General features: G+C 62.9%; 19 protein-coding genes. 14 read left to right on the top strand and 5 right to left on the bottom strand.

Going from position 1 to position 19,988, the window contains the following annotated elements:
- Window positions 1-34 precede the first annotated feature (34 nt).
- From BX592_RS15005 to hslU, 7 genes are all read left to right on the top strand, one after another.
- Window positions 35-799: a DUF484 family protein gene (locus BX592_RS15005; protein ID WP_134192617.1), complete on the top strand. Its 765-nt coding sequence runs from the start codon at window positions 35-37 to the stop codon at window positions 797-799.
- A 69-nt stretch (window positions 800-868) separates the two neighbouring features.
- Entirely contained in the window at window positions 869-1,792 is a 924-nt protein-coding gene (gene xerC, locus BX592_RS15000) for a tyrosine recombinase XerC (RefSeq protein WP_134192616.1), read from the top strand.
- Between the two features lie 165 nt (window positions 1,793-1,957).
- Window positions 1,958-3,160, top strand: coding sequence for a class I SAM-dependent rRNA methyltransferase (locus tag BX592_RS14995; RefSeq protein WP_134192615.1), 1,203 nt, complete (start codon window positions 1,958-1,960; stop codon window positions 3,158-3,160).
- 291 nt (window positions 3,161-3,451) lie between these two features.
- On the top strand, window positions 3,452-4,546 hold the full coding sequence (locus tag BX592_RS14990; protein ID WP_208327904.1) for a CobW family GTP-binding protein: 1,095 nt from the start codon (window positions 3,452-3,454) through the stop codon (window positions 4,544-4,546).
- A 588-nt stretch (window positions 4,547-5,134) separates the two neighbouring features.
- The gene (dksA, locus tag BX592_RS14985; RefSeq protein WP_134192613.1) at window positions 5,135-5,554 is read left to right on the top strand and encodes an RNA polymerase-binding protein DksA; all 420 of its coding nucleotides are present in this window, start codon (window positions 5,135-5,137) and stop codon (window positions 5,552-5,554) included.
- 426 nt (window positions 5,555-5,980) lie between these two features.
- On the top strand, window positions 5,981-6,517 hold the full coding sequence (gene hslV / locus BX592_RS14980) for an ATP-dependent protease subunit HslV (protein WP_134192612.1): 537 nt from the start codon (window positions 5,981-5,983) through the stop codon (window positions 6,515-6,517).
- A gap of 9 nt (window positions 6,518-6,526) precedes the next feature.
- On the top strand, window positions 6,527-7,867 hold the full coding sequence (gene hslU, locus BX592_RS14975; RefSeq protein ID WP_134192611.1) for an ATP-dependent protease ATPase subunit HslU: 1,341 nt from the start codon (window positions 6,527-6,529) through the stop codon (window positions 7,865-7,867).
- Between the two features lie 187 nt (window positions 7,868-8,054).
- On the opposite strand, the gene BX592_RS14970 is transcribed toward hslU, so the two are convergent.
- The 3 genes from BX592_RS14970 to BX592_RS14960 form a co-directional block, all read right to left on the bottom strand.
- Window positions 8,055-8,597: a response regulator transcription factor gene (locus BX592_RS14970; protein WP_134192610.1), complete on the bottom strand. Its 543-nt coding sequence runs from the start codon at window positions 8,595-8,597 to the stop codon at window positions 8,055-8,057.
- Window positions 8,594-9,895, bottom strand: a complete 1,302-nt coding sequence (locus BX592_RS14965; protein WP_134192609.1) for an ATP-binding protein — start codon at window positions 9,893-9,895, stop codon at window positions 8,594-8,596. Before BX592_RS14965 ends, BX592_RS14970 begins: the two co-directional genes overlap by 4 nt.
- Before the next feature lie 113 nt (window positions 9,896-10,008).
- Window positions 10,009-10,281 (bottom strand): cysteine-rich CWC family protein, encoded by a 273-nt coding sequence (locus tag BX592_RS14960; protein WP_134192608.1) that lies wholly within the window; start codon window positions 10,279-10,281, stop codon window positions 10,009-10,011.
- A gap of 220 nt (window positions 10,282-10,501) precedes the next feature.
- Between BX592_RS14960 and argB the strand changes: the two genes are divergently transcribed.
- The 7 genes from argB to BX592_RS14920 all read left to right on the top strand — a co-directional run bounded on the left by argB (window position 10,502) and on the right by BX592_RS14920 (window position 18,151).
- On the top strand, window positions 10,502-11,401 hold the full coding sequence (gene argB / locus BX592_RS14955) for an acetylglutamate kinase (protein ID WP_134192607.1): 900 nt from the start codon (window positions 10,502-10,504) through the stop codon (window positions 11,399-11,401).
- A gap of 412 nt (window positions 11,402-11,813) precedes the next feature.
- Entirely contained in the window at window positions 11,814-12,602 is a 789-nt protein-coding gene (locus tag BX592_RS14950; protein ID WP_166676360.1) for a pyrimidine 5'-nucleotidase, read from the top strand.
- Window positions 12,569-13,396 (top strand): nucleoid occlusion factor SlmA, encoded by an 828-nt coding sequence (gene slmA / locus BX592_RS14945; protein ID WP_134192606.1) that lies wholly within the window; start codon window positions 12,569-12,571, stop codon window positions 13,394-13,396. Before BX592_RS14950 ends, slmA begins: the two co-directional genes overlap by 34 nt.
- 263 nt (window positions 13,397-13,659) lie before the next feature.
- Window positions 13,660-14,805: a homoserine O-succinyltransferase MetX gene (gene metX / locus BX592_RS14935; protein WP_134192604.1), complete on the top strand. Its 1,146-nt coding sequence runs from the start codon at window positions 13,660-13,662 to the stop codon at window positions 14,803-14,805.
- Window positions 14,802-15,410 (top strand): methionine biosynthesis protein MetW, encoded by a 609-nt coding sequence (gene metW, locus BX592_RS14930; RefSeq protein ID WP_134192603.1) that lies wholly within the window; start codon window positions 14,802-14,804, stop codon window positions 15,408-15,410. The genes metX and metW overlap by 4 nt, the downstream gene beginning before the upstream one ends.
- 12 nt (window positions 15,411-15,422) lie before the next feature.
- Window positions 15,423-16,817 carry an AmpG family muropeptide MFS transporter gene (locus BX592_RS14925; protein ID WP_134192602.1) on the top strand — a complete coding sequence of 465 codons (1,395 nt, stop codon included), beginning with the start codon at window positions 15,423-15,425 and terminating at the stop codon, window positions 16,815-16,817.
- Between the two features lie 113 nt (window positions 16,818-16,930).
- The gene (locus tag BX592_RS14920) at window positions 16,931-18,151 is read left to right on the top strand and encodes a M48 family metallopeptidase (protein WP_134192712.1); all 1,221 of its coding nucleotides are present in this window, start codon (window positions 16,931-16,933) and stop codon (window positions 18,149-18,151) included.
- Between the two features lie 54 nt (window positions 18,152-18,205).
- Here BX592_RS14920 and BX592_RS14915 read toward each other — a convergent pair whose 3' ends face one another.
- Window positions 18,206-18,985, bottom strand: coding sequence for an exodeoxyribonuclease III (locus BX592_RS14915; RefSeq protein WP_134192601.1), 780 nt, complete (start codon window positions 18,983-18,985; stop codon window positions 18,206-18,208).
- A 62-nt stretch (window positions 18,986-19,047) separates the two neighbouring features.
- Entirely contained in the window at window positions 19,048-19,887 is an 840-nt protein-coding gene (locus tag BX592_RS14910) for a PPK2 family polyphosphate kinase (RefSeq protein ID WP_134192600.1), read from the bottom strand.
- Window positions 19,888-19,988 lie beyond the last annotated feature (101 nt).

The raw sequence follows: 19,988 nt of genomic DNA, 5'->3' as shown, positions 1-19,988 counted from the left end.
GCGACGAGCGTTGCGCGGCTTTTTGGCAAAAACCATGAACGATCGCGAAGTCGCCGACTACCTGCTCGCCAACCCCGAATTCTTTGCGGATCACGCGGAACTGCTCGCCACCATCCGTCTGGCGAACCCGCACGGCAAGGCCGCGGTGTCGTTGCAGGAGCGGCAGATGGAAATGCTGCGCGACAAGAACAAACTGCTCGAGCGGCGCCTCGCCGAACTGCTTCGCTACGGCCACGAAAACGACAGCATCTCGGCAAAGTTCAACCGCTGGACTGCGCGCGTGATGGCCGAGCGCGATCCGTACGCGCTGCCGCGCGCGATCTCGCACGGCTTGCGCGACGTATTCGACGTGCCGCAGACCGCGCTGCGCGTATGGGATGTCGCGGAGCAGTATCAGCAAGCGGACTTTACGCGCCAGGTCGGCGAGGAAGTGCGACTCTTCGCTGGCAGCCTTGCGACGCCGTATTGCGGCGCAAATACGGGCTTCGAGGCCGCGCAGTGGCTCGGGCCTGTGGTAACGGCGGCGCCGGGTGAAGCGTCGGACGCGGTCGAAGCGCATAACGGCACGAGCAGCACAAGCGGCGCAAACAGCACGAATGGCGCCGGCAGCGACACGATCGAATCGATCTCGCTGATCGCACTGCGCGACCCTGAACGGGACGAAACCGGCAATGTATTCGGCCTGCTCGTGATGGGCTCAACCGACCCGCGGCGCTTTCACGACGGCATGGCGACCGACTTCCTCATGCAGATCGGCACGCTCGCCAGCGCGGCGTTAAGCCGGCTGCTGCCGCGCTGATCGCGCGCCGGCCGTGCGTTCATCCGCGCCGATGACTCGCCGCCCGCGCGCTGAGCGAAGGTTCGTATCGTGACGCTCGCCGATCCGATCGCCGCGTACCTATCGAGCCTCGAACATGAGCGGCGGCTGTCCGCGCATTCGCTGCGCGGCTACACGCATGAACTCGATGAGTTGAACAAGCTCGCGAACGGCCGTCCGCTCGAAAGCCTGACCGCAATCGATATTCGCGGCGCGGTCGCGCGCGCGCATGCGGGCGGGCTGACCGCGCGCTCGATTGCGCACCGCTTATCGGCATGGCGCGCGTTCTATCGCTGGCTCGCGGGACACGTCGAATTGCCGGCGAACCCGGTCGCGACCGTGCGTGCGCCGAAGCAGGCGAAAACGCTGCCGAAGGCGCTGTCGGTCGACGATACGCACAAGCTGATGGAAACACCGGCCGAGGCGAACACCGAAGGCCTGCGCGATCACGCGATGCTCGAACTGTTCTATTCGTCGGGCTTGCGCCTTGCGGAACTGGTCGGCCTCGACGTTCATTTCGCCGAGGCCGATGGCTATCGTTCCGCGGGATGGCTCAAGCTCGATGCGGCGGAAGTCGAAGTGCTCGGCAAGGGCAATCGCAGGCGCATCGTGCCAGTCGGCAGCAAGGCGCTCGATGCGTTGCGCGCATGGCTCGCGGTGCGCGGCGAGTTCGTCAAGCTCGATCCGCACCCGCTGTTCCTGTCCGCGCGAGGCAAGCGGATGTCGCCCAATGTCGTGCGCGAGCGCGTGAAGCGCGCGGCGCTTATTGCAGGCATTCCGGCGAACGTGCATCCGCACGTGCTGCGCCACTCGTTTGCCACCCACGTGCTGCAATCGAGCGGCGATTTGCGCGCGGTGCAGGAACTGCTCGGCCATGCCAGCATCACGGCGACGCAAATCTATACGGCGCTCGATTTCCAGCATCTCGCGCAGGTTTACGATCAGACGCACCCGCGTGCGAAAAAGCGGGAATAGCGCGGTGACGCCAACGTCAAAAAACATGGCGCACTTCGGCAACGGGCGCGTGCAATAGCCTGCATCGCAAGCGGATCACGCGCGCAACGTGTCCACCAGTCTGACCACTCCTGAGCGATTCGCACGCGCTTCGCAGGTACATTGTTCTGCTGAATACTCAACCTCATGAATACCGTCACGCTTAAACCGTCGAAGGAAAAATCGCTGTTGCGCCGCCACCCGTGGGTCTACGCGAACGCGATCGACCGCGTCGACGGCAAGCCGGGCATTGGCGCCACGGTGCTGGTGCGCTCACACGACGGGCGCTTCCTCGCACGCGCGGCGTGGAGCCCGCATTCGCAGATTCGCGCCCGTGTGTGGAGCTTCGACGAAGCCGAACCGATCGACCATGCATTCTTCAAGCGCCGCGTGCAGCGCGCGCTCGCGCACCGGCAGGCGATGGTGCGCGATACCGGCGCGGTACGGCTGATTTTCGGCGAAGCGGACGGCTTGCCTGGCTTGATCGTCGACTACTACATCGCCGACGATCATGACGCGCGCGGCCAGCTGGTCTGCCAGTTTATGGCGGCGGGCGTCGAGGCGTGGAAGGATGCGATCGTCGCCGCGCTGACCAGTGCAACCGGCTGCCCGAACATCTATGAGCGCTCCGACGTGTCGATTCGCGACAAGGAAGGCCTCGAGCCGGTAACCGGTGTGCTCGCTGGCGACGCGCCGCCGGATACGCTGATCGCGAACGAAAACGGCGTGCGCTACCACGTCGACGTGCACAACGGGCACAAAACAGGCTTCTATGTCGATCAACGTGACAACCGCGCGCTTGTCCAGCAGTTCGCGCATGAGCGCGACGTGCTGAACTGCTTCTGCTACACCGGCGGGTTTTCGCTCGCGGCGCTCAAGGGCGGCGCAAAGCGGGTCGTGTCAATCGATTCGTCCGGGGAAGCACTGGCGCTCGCGCAGCAGAACGTCGTCGCGAACGGCTTCGACGCGCAGCGGGCGGCCTGGCTCGACGCCGATGCGTTCAAGACGCTGCGGCGCCTGGCCGACGACGGCGAACGTTTCGACCTGATCGTGCTCGACCCGCCGAAGTTCGCGCCGTCGCGCGAACACGTCGACCGTGCGGCGCGCGCGTACAAGGACATCAACCTGAGCGGCTTCCGGCTGCTGCGCCCGGGCGGGCTGCTGTTCACGTATTCGTGCTCAGGCGCGATCGATGCTGATCTGTTCCAGAAGATCGTCGCCGGCGCGGCAGCCGATGCGCGTGTCGACGCCCGGATTCTCAAGCGGCTGGGCGCCGGCGTCGACCATCCGTTGCTGACGGCCTTCCCGGAAGGTGAATACCTGAAAGGCCTATTGTTGCAAATTGCGTGATCGCCCATAGTTCTGGGTGTTTTCGGCAGGCGAGTGACGGCGGCCCCGGTCAGGGGCGCCGGGCCGGGTCGGGCCGGGGTAGTTCCTGGCGAACTCAGGCCGGCACCCGCGTTGTCCAGCATTCCGTTTCAGACCGGCGCGCGGCAGCATCCTCGCAGATATGCTTCAATATTCGGCTCGATACCGCCCCGCCGCGGCCGGCGGGTTCCCGCCCCCGATTCACGTGTGGGCCTCATTCAATCAGATGGAACCACGCACAAACAGCACAGGCGACACGATATGGCGACCAACATGATCCCCGTCACAATCCTCACCGGCTTTCTCGGCAGCGGTAAAACGACGCTGCTCAAGCGCATCCTGAACGAGCAGCACGGCATGAAGATCGCCGTAATCGAAAACGAGTTCGGCGAAGAGAACATCGATAACGAGATTCTCGTGCAGGAGTCCAATGAGCAGATCATCCAGATGAGCAATGGCTGCATCTGCTGCACGATCCGCGGCGACCTCGCACGCGTGCTCGCGGACCTCGCCGCGCAAAAGCAGGCCGGCAAGCTCGATTTCGAGCGCGTCGTGATCGAGACCACCGGCCTCGCGAATCCGGGTCCGGTCGCGCAGACGTTTTTCATGGACGACAGCATCGCCGACGAATTCCTGCTCGACGCGATCATCACGCTGGTCGACGCGAAGCATGCGAATCATCAGCTCAACGAGCACGAGGTCGTGCAACGCCAGGTCGGCTTCGCTGACCGGCTCTTCATCACGAAGTCCGATCTGGTCGATGAAGCAACGCTCGACGACCTGCGGCACCGCGTGCTGCATATGAATCCGAAGGCCGCGATCAAGGTTGTGAACTTTGGCGACGCCGATATCAAGGAAATTTTCGACCTGCGCGGCTTCAACCTGAACGCGAAGCTCGAGATCGACCCGGACTTCCTCGCCGAAGACGAACACGATCACGATCATGCGCACGATCATGCGCACGAACATGATCATGACCACGCAAACTGCGACCATGAGCACGGCCATTGCGATCACGAAGGCCACGATCACAGCCATGCTCACCATAACCATCACCACGCGCATCACGACGACAAGATCAAATCGTTCGTGTATCGCAGCGATCGGCCGTTCGATCCGAACAAGCTGGAAGACTTCCTTGGCGGTATTCTGCAAATCTACGGCGAGCGGCTGCTGCGCTACAAGGGCGTGCTGTATATGAAGGGCGTCGATCGCAAGGTCGTGTTCCAGGGCGTGCATCAGATGATGGGCAGCGATCTTGCATCAAAGTGGCAACCGGCCGAGAAGAAGACCAACAAGATGGTCTTCATCGGTATCGAGCTGCCGCAGGATCTGATCACCGATGGGCTGGACGCGTGCCTTGCCTGACGTTGCCTGAGCTCGTGTGCCGCTTGTGTGCGGTAACACGCGTTCGCGCGGCGCCCCGGACCTGAGGCGCGGAGTATGGAGTAGATAGGGAAGCGGCGCCCTGAATCACGTGAAGATCCTGCGGTCTAACGTACGCAGGACCATCGCTTTTTAACGATTGCCGCGTTATATTTTGACGATATCCGGGGTCGTGACAGTGATTGCCACGGATTGCGGGGCTGCGTTGTGATTCAGTTACAATACAGCCCCGCTGGAGAAACAGAATGAATCGCCCGGTCAGCGCGCAAACGTGCCGGGCAGCGACGGCGCCGGAAGATCTTATCCGGGTAACACGCCGATATGCCGGCAGGCACGCTGGCTCATAACGCGCGCTGCAACGGAGCATCGCCTCGGGAGTATCTGTATCTGTAGATCGGTTTCCAGAGGAGTTCGGCCCCGCATCGGCGCTTCGGCGTCACGACAGCCCATCGTCCGTGTTCGCCGGCGCGAGAATTGAGCGTCTTCGAAGTGTCTTTGAAGCGCCTTTGCGGGCAACACGAAAGTGCGGGCAAATCTCACCGTTTGCCTCACATTGAAGAAGCAAGCCAGATGACGACGAAACGACTCTTGACTGAAGCCGAAATCCTGAAGATGAGCGACAAGGATTACATGAACGACGATCAGCTCGCTTTCTTCAAGAACCGGCTCGAGCAGCTGCAGGCGGAGATTCTCCGCAATGCCGGCCAAACCACCGAAAATCTGCGCGAAACCGTGATCGTGCCGGACCCGGCCGACCGCGCAACGATCGAGGAAGAGCATGCGCTCGAACTGCGCACGCGCGACCGCGAGCGCAAGCTGCTGAAGAAAGTGCAGCAATCGCTTGCGCGAATCGAGTCCGGTGAATACGGCTGGTGCGAAGAAACCGGCGAGCCGATTGGTATCCCGCGCCTGATTGCGCGGCCGACCGCGACGCTGTCGCTCGAAGCGCAGGAGCGCCGCGAGCTGCGCCAGAAGCTGTTCGGCGACTAAACATCTGCAAGGCGCGGCCACGGGGTCCGCGTCCTTCTCACTGCTTCTTTTGAGAGGCGCACGGGTTCGTGCGCCTCTTTTGTTTGGTGGTCCTGCAATGGTCCTCAGTTGAGTCCCTGGGTGGCCGTGTTCGCAGCGAAGCGTGAGCGTGCGACAAACGGTAAGCTTCACCGGTGCCCGTTAGCGATATGACGCATGAATTACCGGGCAATCCCGTTTCTTCTGTCGAAATTCTCGGATATTGCGCACAGAGTTTCCTGAGCGCCTGTCGAAGCAGCCCTTGATATGGGCTCGCAAGCCCTAAAATAAACCGAATGCGCTGTACGCGCGCGCGTCGTAGAACGGTCGCGCGCCGTCCGCTGTCACGGATTTTCGCGGTGACGCCATGTCGGCATCGCGTCTTACCTGTTTGCAAAAGGAACGCATATGGAGCAATTTCACGGCACGACGATCGTCTCAGTGCGCCGCGGCGACCAGGTCGCGCTAGGCGGCGACGGCCAGGTGACGCTCGGCAACATCGTTATGAAGGGCGGCGCGCGCAAGGTCCGGCGCATCTATAACGGCAAGGTGCTGGTGGGTTTCGCGGGCGGCACGGCCGACGCCTTTTCACTGCTCGATCGCTTCGAAGCAAAGCTGGAAAAACACCAGGGCAACCTCACCCGTGCCGCTGTCGAACTCGCGAAAGACTGGCGCACCGACCGCATGCTGCGCCGGCTCGAGGCGATGTTGATCGCAGCCGACGCGCAATCGACGCTTGTGATCACCGGCAACGGCGATGTGCTCGACCCGGAAGGCGGCATCTGCGCGATCGGCTCCGGCGGCGCGTACGCGCAGGCCGCGGCGAAGGCGCTGGTGGACAACACGCCGTTGTCGCCGCGCGAAATTGTCGAAAAGTCGCTGGAAATTGCCGGCGACATGTGCATCTACACGAACCACAACCGCGTCATCGAGACGATCGAGTAAGGACCCACGATGAGCACCATGACTCCCGCCGAGATCGTCTCGGAACTCGACAAGCACATCATCGGCCAGGACCGCGCAAAAAAAGCCGTCGCGGTCGCGCTGCGCAATCGCTGGCGGCGTCAGCAAGTTGCCGAGCCGCTGCGGCAGGAAATTACGCCCAAGAATATTCTGATGATCGGACCGACCGGCGTCGGTAAAACCGAAATCGCACGCCGTCTGGCGAAGCTCGCCGATGCGCCGTTTATCAAGATCGAAGCGACCAAGTTCACCGAAGTGGGTTACGTGGGTCGCGATGTCGACAGCATCGTGCGCGACCTGATGGAGATTTCGGTCAAGCAGACGCGCGAGACCGAAATGCGCAAGGTGCGCTCGAAGGCGCAGGATCAGGCCGAAGACCGCATCCTCGATATCTTGCTGCCGGGCGCGCGTCCGGTCGGCTTCGGGTCGGGCTCGACCGAGCACCACGACGAGCCGAGTTCAACGCGTCAGACGTTCCGCAAGCGTCTGCGCGAAGGTCAGCTCGACGATAAGGAAATCGAACTGGACGTCGAGACGCCTGCCTCCGGCATGGACATCATGGGCCCGCCTGGCATGGAAGACATGACTGAACAGATTCGCTCGATGTTCGCGAATCTGGGCGGCGGCAAGAAGACACGACGCAAGCTGAAGGTGAAAGAAGCGCTGAAGGTGCTGACCGACGAAGAAGCGTCGAAGATGCTGAACGACGAGGAAGTCAAAACGCGCTCGGTGCAGAACGTCGAGCAGAACGGTATCGTATTCCTCGACGAAATCGACAAGATTGCATCGCGCAACGAAGCCGGCGGCGGCGAGGTATCGCGGCAGGGTGTGCAGCGCGACCTGTTGCCGCTTGTCGAAGGCACGACGATCAACACGAAGTACGGGATGGTGAAGACCGATCACATCCTGTTTATCGCGAGCGGCGCGTTCCATCTGGCCAAGCCGAGCGATCTGATTCCGGAACTGCAAGGGCGCTTCCCAATTCGCGTCGAACTCGACTCGCTGTCGGTGAAGGACTTCGAAGCGATTCTGGTCGCCACCGATGCCAGCCTCGTCAAGCAATACCAGGCATTGCTCGAAACCGAGGACGTGCACCTCGATTTCGCCGATGACGGCATCCGGCGCCTCGCTGAAATCGCGTTCTCGGTCAATGAGAAGACTGAGAATATCGGTGCGCGGCGGCTTTATACGGTGATCGAAAAGCTGCTCGAGGAAGTGTCGTTCTCGGCGGGCAATCATGCGGGCAAGAGCGTGCGGATCGATGCCGCATATGTCGATCGCGCGCTGAACGAAGTCGCCGACGACGAAGATCTTTCGCGCTACGTGCTGTAATTCGCACGCTCCGGCGGATTGCGCCGGGCGTGCGCTCGATCATGAGTACCGTCATGAACGAGCGCTGGTTGAGAACACGACGGGCGGCTTCATAAGAAGCCGCCCGTTTTTCGTTGCGGTGTGGTGCTTCGGCTCCCGCCGCTGCTTCATCCGCTTCAGCGGCTTCGACCGCTTCCTCCCCGCTTTCCTACTGCTTGACCGGTCGCTTGGCGAGCTTGCGCTGCAACGTGCGCCGATGCATGTTCAACGCGCGGGCGGTCGCCGAGATATTGCCGCCGTTCTCCGCTAGCACCCGCTGGATATGCTCCCATTCAAGCCGCGCGACCGACAGCGGTGTCGGATGCTCGATCGCTTCCTCCGCTTGCACCGCGCTCGCTTCGCTCTGCAGCGCCGCGAGAATCGTCTCGACATTAGCGGGCTTGGCCAGATAGTTATCCGCACCGTCCTTCACCGCCTGCACCGCGGTCGCGATACTCGCGTAGCCGGTCAGCACCAGCATCCGCGCATTCGGCTGCAATTCGCGCAGCGGCGCCACCAGATTGAGCCCGGAATCCTTGCCCAGATGCAGGTCCACCGTGATCTGGCCGAACTTCTGCTGGTTCGCAAGGCGAATCGCGTCGTCGGCGTTGTGCGCCTCAGCCACCGTATAGCCGCGCCGCGTGAGACCGCGCGCGAGAATGCCGGAGAACACCTCGTCATCGTCGACCACGAGGAAATTCATGTCGCTCATGCCTGCTTCTCCTTGTTGGACGGCGCGGCGCCCGCGCCGGATAAATCGAATGCCGCCACTGGCAGCCGCAGCACCGCGCGGGTGCCGCGCGGCCGCTTTTCCTGCACGTCAGTTAGTTCGATCAGGCCGCCTAGCCGCGCCGCCGCTGAAAACGCGAGATAGAGGCCCACGCCGTGCCCACCCTGTGTGCTATCCACCGGCGCGGAGCCGAGCGAACCGCGCAGCGATGAAGGGATGCCGGGCCCGGCATCACACACTTCGAATTCGATCACGCCTTCGGGCTGCACCAGCGACGCTTTCAATGTGACGTGATCGCGGCTTGCACGCGCGGCGTTGTCGAGCAGAATGGTCAGGATCTGGCCGACCGCGACCGTGTCGTCGAGTACCGCGCCGGCTGGCGCCGCGGCGAGCGTGTCGAGCTCGACATGCGGATGGCGCAGCCGCCATTGCTGGATAAACGAATCGAGCCACTCGCCGACCGTCTGGCGGCTGCCCGGCGTCGATGCGCGGCTGCGCAGCCGTGCGAGCGCGGACGTGCACATCGACATTTGCTGTTCGAGCAGATCGAAATCGGCTGCATAGGGTTTCAGTGCCGCGTCGGTACGCGCCGCGTCGCGCAACTCTTCGGTGAGCATCGCAATCGTCGAAAGCGGTGTGCCGATTTCGTGCGCGACCGTCGCCGCCTGCACGCCGAGCGCGACCGCGCGCTCGTCGCGCAGCAGCCGCTGTTGCGCATCGCCGAGCGCCGCGTCGCGCTGACGCAGCGCTTGCGACATACGCGCGACGAACCACGCGATCAACCCTACGCTGACCGTAAAGTTCACCCACATGCCGGCGCGGTAGTAGTCGAACAGGTTCGCGGGATTGTCCAGATTCAGCGGCACGGACTCGAAACCGAGCACTGCGTAGCATGCGACCGCGAACGCGGCGAGCCAGATCATCAGGTGCCACGGCAGCACGGCCGCGGCGATCGCGAGCGATGGCAGGTACAGCGAGACGAATGGGTTGGTGGTGCCACCGGACAGAAACAGCAGCGCCGACAGCGCGCCCAGATCGACCCAGATCTGCCCGAACAGTTCGAGGTTCGACTCGGGCCGCTGCTGCGCGACGCGAATCCATGTAAAGCCGTTGAAAACCACCTCGAGGCCGATTACGAGCAGCATCGCGGGCAGCGGTAAGGTCACGCCGACGAAAATCTGGACGAACGCGATGGTCAGCAGCTGGCCGATGATGGCGAGGCTGCGCAGCCAGAAAAGATGTCCGAGATTGACCCGGCCGGTGACCGTGATGCGTTGCATCGTGTCAGTTTAACCGCTGAAAGGGCCGGTTCGGGCCCCTGAAAATGCGCCGCGTCATTGTGTCACTGACGCAACAGATGAAGCCAGTCCACCGCGCGCGTCATGCCGAAACGTCAATCGCCGGTCGCAGCGGCCGCCGCCGGATCATCCTGTGCACGCGCGATTTCCTCCGCGAGGCACTCCGGGCACAGGCAGCGGCTGCCCGGCTTCAGCCGGTCGGCGGGCAGCGGCGGCATCGCGCGACACCAGCAGTCGGTGGCGTGCGCGTCTTTCCCGCAGTCGAACGAGCGGCCGCAACGCGGACACCGCCCGCTTTTCGGCTCGCGCGATTGTGGCGATTGGGGTCCCTCGGACGTGGCGGCCGATCGGGTAGCAGTCGGATTCATGTAGGCACGATGAAACCGGTCGGGGGAAGACAAAATGATGCCACGTCCGCGCGCCGGACAGAACGGGCGCAACCGTCAGCCGCATGTCGAAAAACCGCGATTGCGCACTGCGCAATCGGCGCTGCGCGCGCCGCGACCGGGCACGCCAAAATCGCTGTTGCAGCGCGCCAGTCCTGTACAATTCGCCCTTGTTTTCACTTGTCCCCGCCGAGCCGCCGCCATGTCCGAGCTTTCCGACCTGTCCCAGATCGCGCCCACGCTGAAGGCCGAAATTCTGGCCGAAGCATTGCCGTATATCCGCCAGTACCACGGCAAGACCGTGGTCATCAAATACGGCGGCAACGCGATGACTGAAGAACGTCTGAAGCAGGGCTTCGCGCGCGACGTGATTCTGCTGAAGCTGGTCGGCATCAACCCGGTGATCGTGCACGGCGGCGGCCCGCAGATCGACCAGGCGTTGAAGAAAATCGGCAAGCAGGGCACGTTCATCCAGGGCATGCGCGTCACCGACGAAGAAACGATGGAAGTCGTCGAATGGGTGCTGGGCGGCGAAGTGCAGCAGGACATCGTCACGCTGATCAATCACTTCGGCGGCCACGCGGTGGGCCTGACCGGCAAGGACGGCGGACTGATCCACGCGCGCAAGCTGATGATGCCGGATCGCGACAACCCGGGCCAGTACGTCGATATCGGCCAGGTCGGCGAAGTGGAATCGATCAATCCGGCGGTCGTCAAGGCGTTGCAGGACGACGCTTTCATTCCGGTCATCTCGCCGATCGGTTTCGGTGAGGACGGCCTGTCGTACAACATCAATGCGGACCTCGTCGCGGGCAAGCTGGCCGTCGTGCTGAATGCCGAGAAGCTCGTGATGATGACCAACATCCCCGGCGTGATGGACAAGGAAGGCACACTGCTGACCGATCTGTCCGCGCGCGAAATCGACGCGCTGTTCGCCGACGGCACCATCTCGGGCGGCATGCTGCCGAAAATCTCGTCGGCGCTCGACGCGGCGAAGAGCGGCGTGCGCTCGGTGCACATCATCGACGGGCGCATCGAGCATTCGGTACTGCTCGAAATTCTGACCGAGCAGCCGTTCGGCACGATGATCCGCTCACACTGAGCGGCGCATTCGGTATGCATGGCGGCCTGCGCATCGGGCCGCGCACTAAGCCTCGCATTGAGCCGCATGCTTGCGCACTTCGGTATCCAGTTCGCCGCGAGCCTGGCCAGCATGCGGACCTTCTGATCCGCGCGCCGGCCTCATCCGCTGGTATGCGAGGCCGCTGTCCACGCGGCTTCCCGCGCCGCCTTCGACGCATTCATCACGCCCGTGTCCCGCGTCGCCCCAAGCCCAAAGCGCAAGTCCAGACACCCGGCCCGACGCCGCAACACGCAAGATACGCGTCATACTGATGCCTTCGCGCAACGGCGCAGTCGTTCGCGTGTTCACCTGCCGCGCAAACCGGCGGCTCGAAGCATCGCATACCGCTGCGCCGGGCCAGCGCCGACCGCCCGGTACACCTATTCAAACCATGCGCCCTGCCCACGAAAAACGCCGCCCGCGCATCGAGGCCGGCCACCCGGTCTGGCTGTTCGATCTCGACAACACGCTGCACCGCGCATCCCACGCAATCTTCCCCGCGATCAACACCGCGATGACGCAGTACATCATCGATGCGCTGCAAGTCGAACATGAGGAAGCCGACCGACTGCGCGTCGGCTATACGCAACGTTACGGCGCGACGCTGCTGGGTCTGACGCGCCATCACCCGGTCGACCCTCACGATTTCCTGAAAGTCGTGCACACATTCCCCGATCTGCGCACGATGCTGCGCAGCGAACGCGGCCTCGCGCGTCTGATCGCCGCGCTGCCGGGCCGCAAGATCGTGCTGACCAACGGCCCGCAGGCCTACGCTCGCGCGGTGCTGGCGGAATTGCGCATCGAGCGGCTGTTCGAGCGCGTGATCGCGGTCGAGCATATGCGCGATCGCCGCGGCTGGCGTGCGAAGCCCGACCCGGCGATGCTGCGCAAAGCAATGCGCGAGGCGAACGTGCGCCTTGCAGATGCGATCCTCGTCGAAGACACGCGTGGGCACCTGAAAAGCTACAAGCGGCTCGGCTTGCGCACGGTGTGGATCGTCGGTCATCTGCCGCGCCGGACGCGCACGGACGGCGGTCCGGCGCGGTTGCCGGGCACGGGGCGCCCGCATTATGTCGACCTGCGCATTCGTTCGTTAAAATCGCTACGACTGGGCAACCGCTCGGCGCGACTGAAGGGACGACAGACATGCAGCCGATCCGCAAGCATGACGAGGCCGTAACCGAAGACCAGCCGGACCAACCTGGAGAACCGCACAGCGCCGCCGATACGAACGGCAACGGCGCCCGCGCGACGCGCCTGAAGCCGGGCGAGCGCCGGGTGCATATTCTGCAAACGCTCGCGGCAATGCTCGAAGCGCCGAAAAACGAAAAGATCACGACAGCGGCGTTGGCCGCGCGTCTCGGCGTCTCCGAAGCCGCGTTGTACCGGCACTTTGCGAGCAAGGCGCAAATGTTCGAGGGGCTGATCGAGTTTATCGAGCAGACGCTGTTCGGCCTGATCAACCAGATCGTGACGAAGGAGCCGAACGGCGTACTGCAGGCGCGCGCGATCGCGCTGACCTTGCTGAATTTCTCGGCAAAAAACCCCGGCATGACCCGCGTACTGACCTGCGAAGCGCTGGTCGGCGAGCATGAGCGGCTGACCGAGCGGGTGAACCAGATACTGGAACGCATCGAGACATCGCTGAAGCAATGCCTGCGGGTAGGCATCATGGAGGCGAACGGGCAGAACGGCAACCTCGCCAATGCGGTGCCAGCGGCGAGCGCGGTACGCGTCGGCGATGATGATGACGCAGCCGATGGTCAGGACGCCGCGCCGAACCGGCCGACGGCGAGTCCGGGCACAGGAACGGACGACATCGCGGTGCCGCTGCCGGCTGGCTACGATCCTGCCGTGCGCGCGAATCTGCTGCTTAGCTACATTATTGGGCGCTGGCATCGCTATGTGCGAAGCGGCTTCGCGCGCGCACCGGGCGAGCACGCGGATGCACAACTGCTGCTGATCCTGCAATGACGCAGCGGCACTGATGCGCCTGCCGACGCAGCCGCAGCGGATTTTCCGCTATACTCTTCGTCTGATCGTTGCAACGAATGACGCTTTAACGTTGCAACAACGCGCCGATTTGCTGACTCGATTGCGGGCGCGCGAACCTCGCGGACAACACTGTCCGCGGTTCACATAAATGCGGCTAAAGAGGTCGTCAGCGCGCACACATCGCCTCTTTTGCGCATCGCCGACACCGTTTAGCCGTCCAGTCGTTGCCACAGGCGGAATAAATGGAATCGATCGGGATCGTCGCTCCACAGAAAATGCATTTCCCCGAGCCGCTGCAGATGCAGAACGGCAGTTCGCTCGCCGGCTACGACCTGATGGTCGAAACCTACGGCACGCTCAACAGCGCACGCAGCAATGCGGTGCTCGTCTGCCACGCGCTGAACGCATCGCATCATGTGGCGGGCGTGTACGCGGACAATCCGAAGGATGTCGGCTGGTGGGACAACATGGTCGGCCCCGGCAAGCCGCTCGATACGAACCGCTTCTTCGTGATCGGCGTGAACAATCTCGGCTCGTGCTTCGGCTCGACCGGACCGATGAGCATCGACCCGTCGACCGGGCGGCCGTATGGCGCGAGCTTTCCGGTCGTCACCGTCGAAGACTGGGTGAATGCGCAGGCGCGCGTCGCGGACGCGTTCGGCATCGAGCGCTTCGCCGCGGTGATGGGCGGCAGCCTCGGCGGCATGCAGGCGCTCGCGTGGAGCACGATGTACCCGGAGCGCGTCGCGCACTGCATCGTGGTTGCGTCCACACCGAAACTGTCCGCGCAGAATATTGCGTTCAACGAAGTCGCGCGCTCGGCGATCCTGTCGGACCCGGACTTTCACGGCGGCGACTACTACGCGCACGGCGTGAAGCCCAAACGGGGCCTGCGCGTCGCGCGCATGATCGGCCACATTACGTATCTGTCCGATGACGACATGGCCGCAAAATTCGGCCGTGCGCTGCGTCGTGCGGAAGGCGCACTCGACGCGTACAACTTCAGCTTCGATGTCGAATTCGAAGTGGAGTCCTACCTGCGTTATCAGGGCGACAAGTTCGCGGACTACTTCGACGCGAACACGTATTTGCTGATTACCCGCGCGCTCGACTACTTCGACCCGGCCAAAGCGTTCGATGGCGACCTGACCGCAGCACTTGCGCACACCAAAGCGAAGTATCTGATTGCCAGCTTCACGACGGACTGGCGTTTCGCGCCCGCGCGCTCGCGAGAGCTTGTCAAGGCGCTGCTCGATCACAAGCGCCATGTGACGTACGGTGAAATCGACGCGCCGCACGGCCACGACGCGTTCCTGCTCGACGATGCGCGCTATCACAACCTGATGCGCGCCTACTATGAACGCATCGCGCTCGAGGTGAACGCATGAACCAGCAAGCCTTCGACATTCTCTCGACTCGCGTGGACTTCCGCGCGATCGCGCGCTGGGTCGAGCCGCGCGCGACGGTGCTGGACCTCGGCTGCGGCGACGGCTCGCTGCTGTCGTTGCTGACCGAAGAGCTCGAAGTGCAGGGCTACGGCATCGAGATCAACGACGCGGGGGTGCTGGCCGCGACGAAGAACGGCGTCAACGTGATCCAGCAGAATCTCGAAGACGGACTGCGTCTGTTCGAAGACGGCAGCTTCGATTTCGCGATCCTGTCGCAAACGCTGCAGACGATTCACCAGACCGCCGCGATCCTGCGCGAAACGGTACGCGTCGGCAAGCAATGCATCGTGTCATTCCCGAACTTCGGCTACTGGCCGCATCGGCTTAAGGTGATGCAGGGTCGGATGCCGGTATCGAAGTCGCTGCCTTATCAATGGCACAACACACCGAACGTGCGCGTGCTGACGATTAAAGATTTCGAAGCGCTCGCGCCCGAAGTGGGCATCGAAATTCTCGACCGGGTCGTGCTGCACGATGGCCAGACCGTGCGTTGGGGCGTGAACTGGCGTGGTAGTCTTGCGGTCTATCGCGTCAAGAAAATCTAACGCCAACTGCCCATGTCGAACCCGCCACACGAGGCACCCGCACTTGACGCTCACGTAGAACATGCCGGCTGGCGCGCGTTTCTGAACGCGCGCATGCTGATCTGCGTCTTTCTCGGTTTTACGTCGGGCCTGCCGCTGTTCACGCTTGTCTATCTCGTGCAGGCGTGGCTGCGTTCCGAAGGCGTCAATCTGAAGGAAATCGGCCTGTTCGCGCTGATCCAGTTCCCGTATACGTGGAAATTCATCTGGGCGCCGTTGATGGACCGCTTCGTTCCACGTCTGCCCGGCTGGAGACCAGGACGACGGCGCGGCTGGATGCTCGTCACGCAAATTCTGGTGGCCGGTGCAATCGCTTCGCTTGGCATCGTTTCGCCGCGCGAATCGATCTGGACGGTGGCCGCGCTCACCGCGCTCGTTGCGTTCTTCGGCGCGAGTCAGGACATCGTAATCGACGCGTACCGGCGCGAACTGCTGCGCGATACCGAGCAAGGACTCGGCAACGCAGTGCATGTGAACGCGTACAAGATCGCGGCGCTCATACCGGGGTCGCTCGCGTTGATTCTGTCCGATCACCTGCCGTGGGCGACTGTGTTTGCGTTCACCGCCGCGTTCATGTTGCCGGGCATGATCATGACGCTCGTCGTGCGCGAGCCCGAAGTGCACGGCGCACCGCCGAAGAATCTGCGTGAGGCGGTGGTCGAGCCGTTTCGCGAGTTTATCCAGCGCGACGGCTGGCTCGGTGCGCTGTTGGTGCTGAGCTTTATCTTCCTGTACAAACTCGGCGACGTGATGGCCACCACGCTATCGACGTCGTTCTTTCTGGACATCGGCTTCTCGCGCACCGACATTGGCGTGATCGCTAAAACCACCGCATTCGGCGCGAGCCTCGCGGGCGGCATTATCGGCGGCATCTGGCTGATGAAGATCGGCATCGGCCGCGGGCTGTGGATCTTCGGATTCCTGCAAATGATGTCGACGCTCGGCTTTGCGTGGCTCGCGCAGATCGGCCAAGGCACGCCGGAACTCGCACCGGCCTATCACTTCATCGTATCGCTTGGCCAGAACCTGACTGAGCTGATGGCCTCGCTCGGTATCGGCAAAACGGTGCAACTCGATCCAAAGCTGCTGGCACTCGCGATCGTCTACGGGTTCGAGACCTTCACCACGGGCCTCACGCTGGCCGCGTTCACCGCGTATATCGCCAGCACGACGGACCCGCGTTACACGGCGACGCAGTTCGCGCTGTTCACCAGTCTCGCGTCGGTGCCGCGCACGCTGGCGTCGGCCGCGAGCGGCTTTGTCGTCGCGCAGTTCGGTTGGGCCCATTACTTCATTGCCTGCACCCTCCTCGCCGTGCCCGGTATGCTACTTTTGTTCCGGATTGCTCCGTGGAGGAGGCGCTCGTGACGAAGTGTGTTCGGCGATGCGCGAAAGGCAGGCTGGTTGGGCTGGATGGGTCGTACTTGCCCGTCGGGTTGCGAACTGATGCGCGCAAAAGGCGTTTTCGTCTGATGCATTTGATGATGGTGCTGGTCTGCGGCGGTGGCGCATACGCCGCATCGCAGGGGGCGCTTGCGGCGGATGCGTCCGCAGGGTCGGCTGCGAGTGCCGGCGCCAATCCGGCAGCAAACGCGGCACCGACCGCAGCACCGACCGCAGCCGCTGGCCCAGCAGCAAACGCAACCTCCACTCCTGCGGCGAAGGCGCCCGGTGCGGCCAACAGCGCTGCCAGCAGCGTGACTGGCAGCGCGCCGAATGCTCCTCCGGCAGCAGCGAACGCGCCGGGGGGTGGCGCAAGCGGCGCAAGCGGCGCAAGCGCACCCGCGGTGCCTAAGCCCGAAACCGCCGCGGCTTCCAGCGCGTCGGCGGTTAATGCCGGCCCGGCGTCCGCGCCATCCAGCGCAAGCGCGACCTCAACACCTTTCCAGCCGACCCCGCAAGTGCGCTACGGCGGCCTCGGTGTATTCCGCAATCTGATTCCATCGTCGATGCTCGAAAGCCAGGCGGCCGAAGAGTTCGATCAGATCGTGCGCGGCGCGGCGCACGCGCATCGTCTGTATCCGCCGACCGACGCGCGCGTGATCCGCGTTCGCACGATTACCGACAAGCTGATCCCGTATTCGCTGAAGTGGAGCGATCGCACGAAGCATTGGAAATGGGATGTCGCGGTAATTCGTTCGCCGGATATCCGCATGTACTGTCTACCGGGCGGGAAGATCATCGTCTACAGCGGGATGCTCGATCGCGTCAAACTGAACGACAACGAACTCGGCATGCTGATCGGCCATGAAATCGCACACGCGCTGCGCGAGCATGCACGCGAACGTCTGGGCGAGCAGCAGGCGGTGCAACTGGGTTCGGGCCAGATTCCGCAGCTATTCGGCCTGGCCGACCTCGGCGCGTCGCCGCTTGGCATCGGCTCGCAACTTGAAGATATGAAGTACGAAGCCGCCGATGAAACCGAAGCGGACGTAATCGGCAGCGAAGTCGCGTCACGCGGCGGGTACGATCCGCGCGCGGCGATCACGTTATGGGACAAGCTCGCGGTCGCGACGCGCGGCAATCGCGATCAGGGCTTTATCTACGTGCACCCGTACACGACCGCGCGCCGCCAGGACATCATGAAACGCCTGTCCGACATGTTGCCGCTCTACGCGAAGGCGACCGGCAAAACGGTCGATACGTTGCCGGAGTATCAGGGAGCGGGGCGCTCGCGCCGCTCCACGTCGGCGCGCGAATAACCGGACGGCGCTGACCGTCGGACTTATCGCGGTAGGCCGCGTGCCCACCGCCCATCAACTCGCGAGTGAGTGATCGTAGTCGATCGTCAGCGGCGCGTGATCGCTGAACTTGATATCGCGGAAGATATCGACCCGCTTCGCCTTGCCCGCGATGTCCGGCGTCGCGATCTGATAATCGATCCGCCACCCGACGTTCTTCGCATACGCCTGCCCGCGATTGCTCCACCACGTATATTGCTCGGGCCTCTGGTCGATCGTGCGAAACACATCGACGTAACCGACTTCGTCGAACAGCTTCGTGAGCCACGCGCGCTCTTCCGGCAGGCAACCGGAGTTTTTCTGATTGCTCTTCCAGTTCTTGATGTCGATCTCTTTGTGCACGATGTTCACGTCGCCGCACAGGATCACTTCACGCTTCTTGCGCAGTTCGGCGAGATGCGGCATGAACAGGTCCATAAAGCGGTACTTCGCCTGCTGCCGGTCTTCGCCGCTCGAACCCGACGGCACATAGACCGACACCACCGACAGTTTGCCGAAGCGCAGTTCGACATAGCGCCCTTCCGCGTCGAACTCCTCGCTACCGAAGCCGATCACGACGTCGTCAGGCTCATGCCGCGTGTACACGCCCGCGCCGCTATAGCCCTTCTTCACCGCATGCTGGAAATAGCCGGTGAAATCGTGCGGCGCAAGGAACTCCGGTGTCATATCGTCCTGCGAGCATTTGATTTCCTGCACGCACAGCACGTCAGCCTTCTGCTCGCCGAACCAGTTGAAAAATCCTTTACTTGCCGCCGAGCGGATGCCATTCAGATTGGCGGTGATCACGCGCAACATGTCGTTCCTTTATTGTCGATTCGATCAGTATGTGCTTTTAATGCCGCAGGCGAGCGGCGCGATCACTCGACGATCACGCCCTGCAACGATTCCTTCGGCGGCGGGAATTCGAGTTTCAGCGATTCCATCTTGCGCACCAGCAGCTCAGCGATCATCACGTTGCGATGGCTTTTCGAATTAGCGGGAATCACATACCACGGCGCGTAGTCGGTCGATGTCGCGGCAAGCGCATCGCTGTACGCGTCCTGATATTTGTCCCACAGCTTGCGCGCGTCGAGATCGGACAGATCGAACTTCCAGTGCTTCGTCGGATCGTCGATGCGCGCCTGCAACCGCTCGCGCTGCTCGTCGTTTGAGATGTGCAGCATGCATTTGATGATCGTCGTGCCGTTGTCGGCCAGCATCGCTTCGAAATCGCGGATATGCCGGTAGCGACGCTCGCGTTGTGCCTTGCTCAACTGACCGAGCACAACCGGCACCAGCACATCTTCGTAGTGGCTGCGGTTGAAGATGGTCAATTCGCCCGCAGCCGGCGCCTGCGCATGCACGCGCCACAGAAAATCGTGTGCGGCTTCGACCGGCGTCGGCGCCTTGAACGGCACGATGCGCAGCCCAAGCGGGTCGACCTCGTGAAACACCGCGCGAATCGTACCGTCCTTGCCGCTCGTATCCATTCCTTGCAGCACGAGCAGCACGCGTTGCAGCCGTTGCGCGTGCAACCGTTCCTGCTGCGCGTCGAGCTTGGTGCCGAGTTCGAGCAGACGCTCGCGATCCGACTCCTTCGAGCCGCTCGAGAAAGGCTTCGCGCCCGCGTCGAAATCGGATAGCTTGAACGACGCGCCCTTCCTGCCCTGGTCGAAGAACGGTACGCGGAAATCGTCGAGTTCCGGCTTCTTTGCCATCGTGTCCGTCTCCTTTTGATATTGACTGCGTATACCTGGCCTGAAACATCGCGCTCGAACGACGCCGACGCTGCAGCGTGCACCAACGAAAAGGGCTGTTG

Source organism: Paraburkholderia rhizosphaerae, assembly GCF_004366595.1.
GTDB lineage: Bacteria > Pseudomonadota > Gammaproteobacteria > Burkholderiales > Burkholderiaceae > Paraburkholderia > Paraburkholderia rhizosphaerae.
The sequence above is the reverse complement of the archived record's forward strand: the minus strand, read 5'-3'. Positions and strand labels throughout refer to the sequence as shown.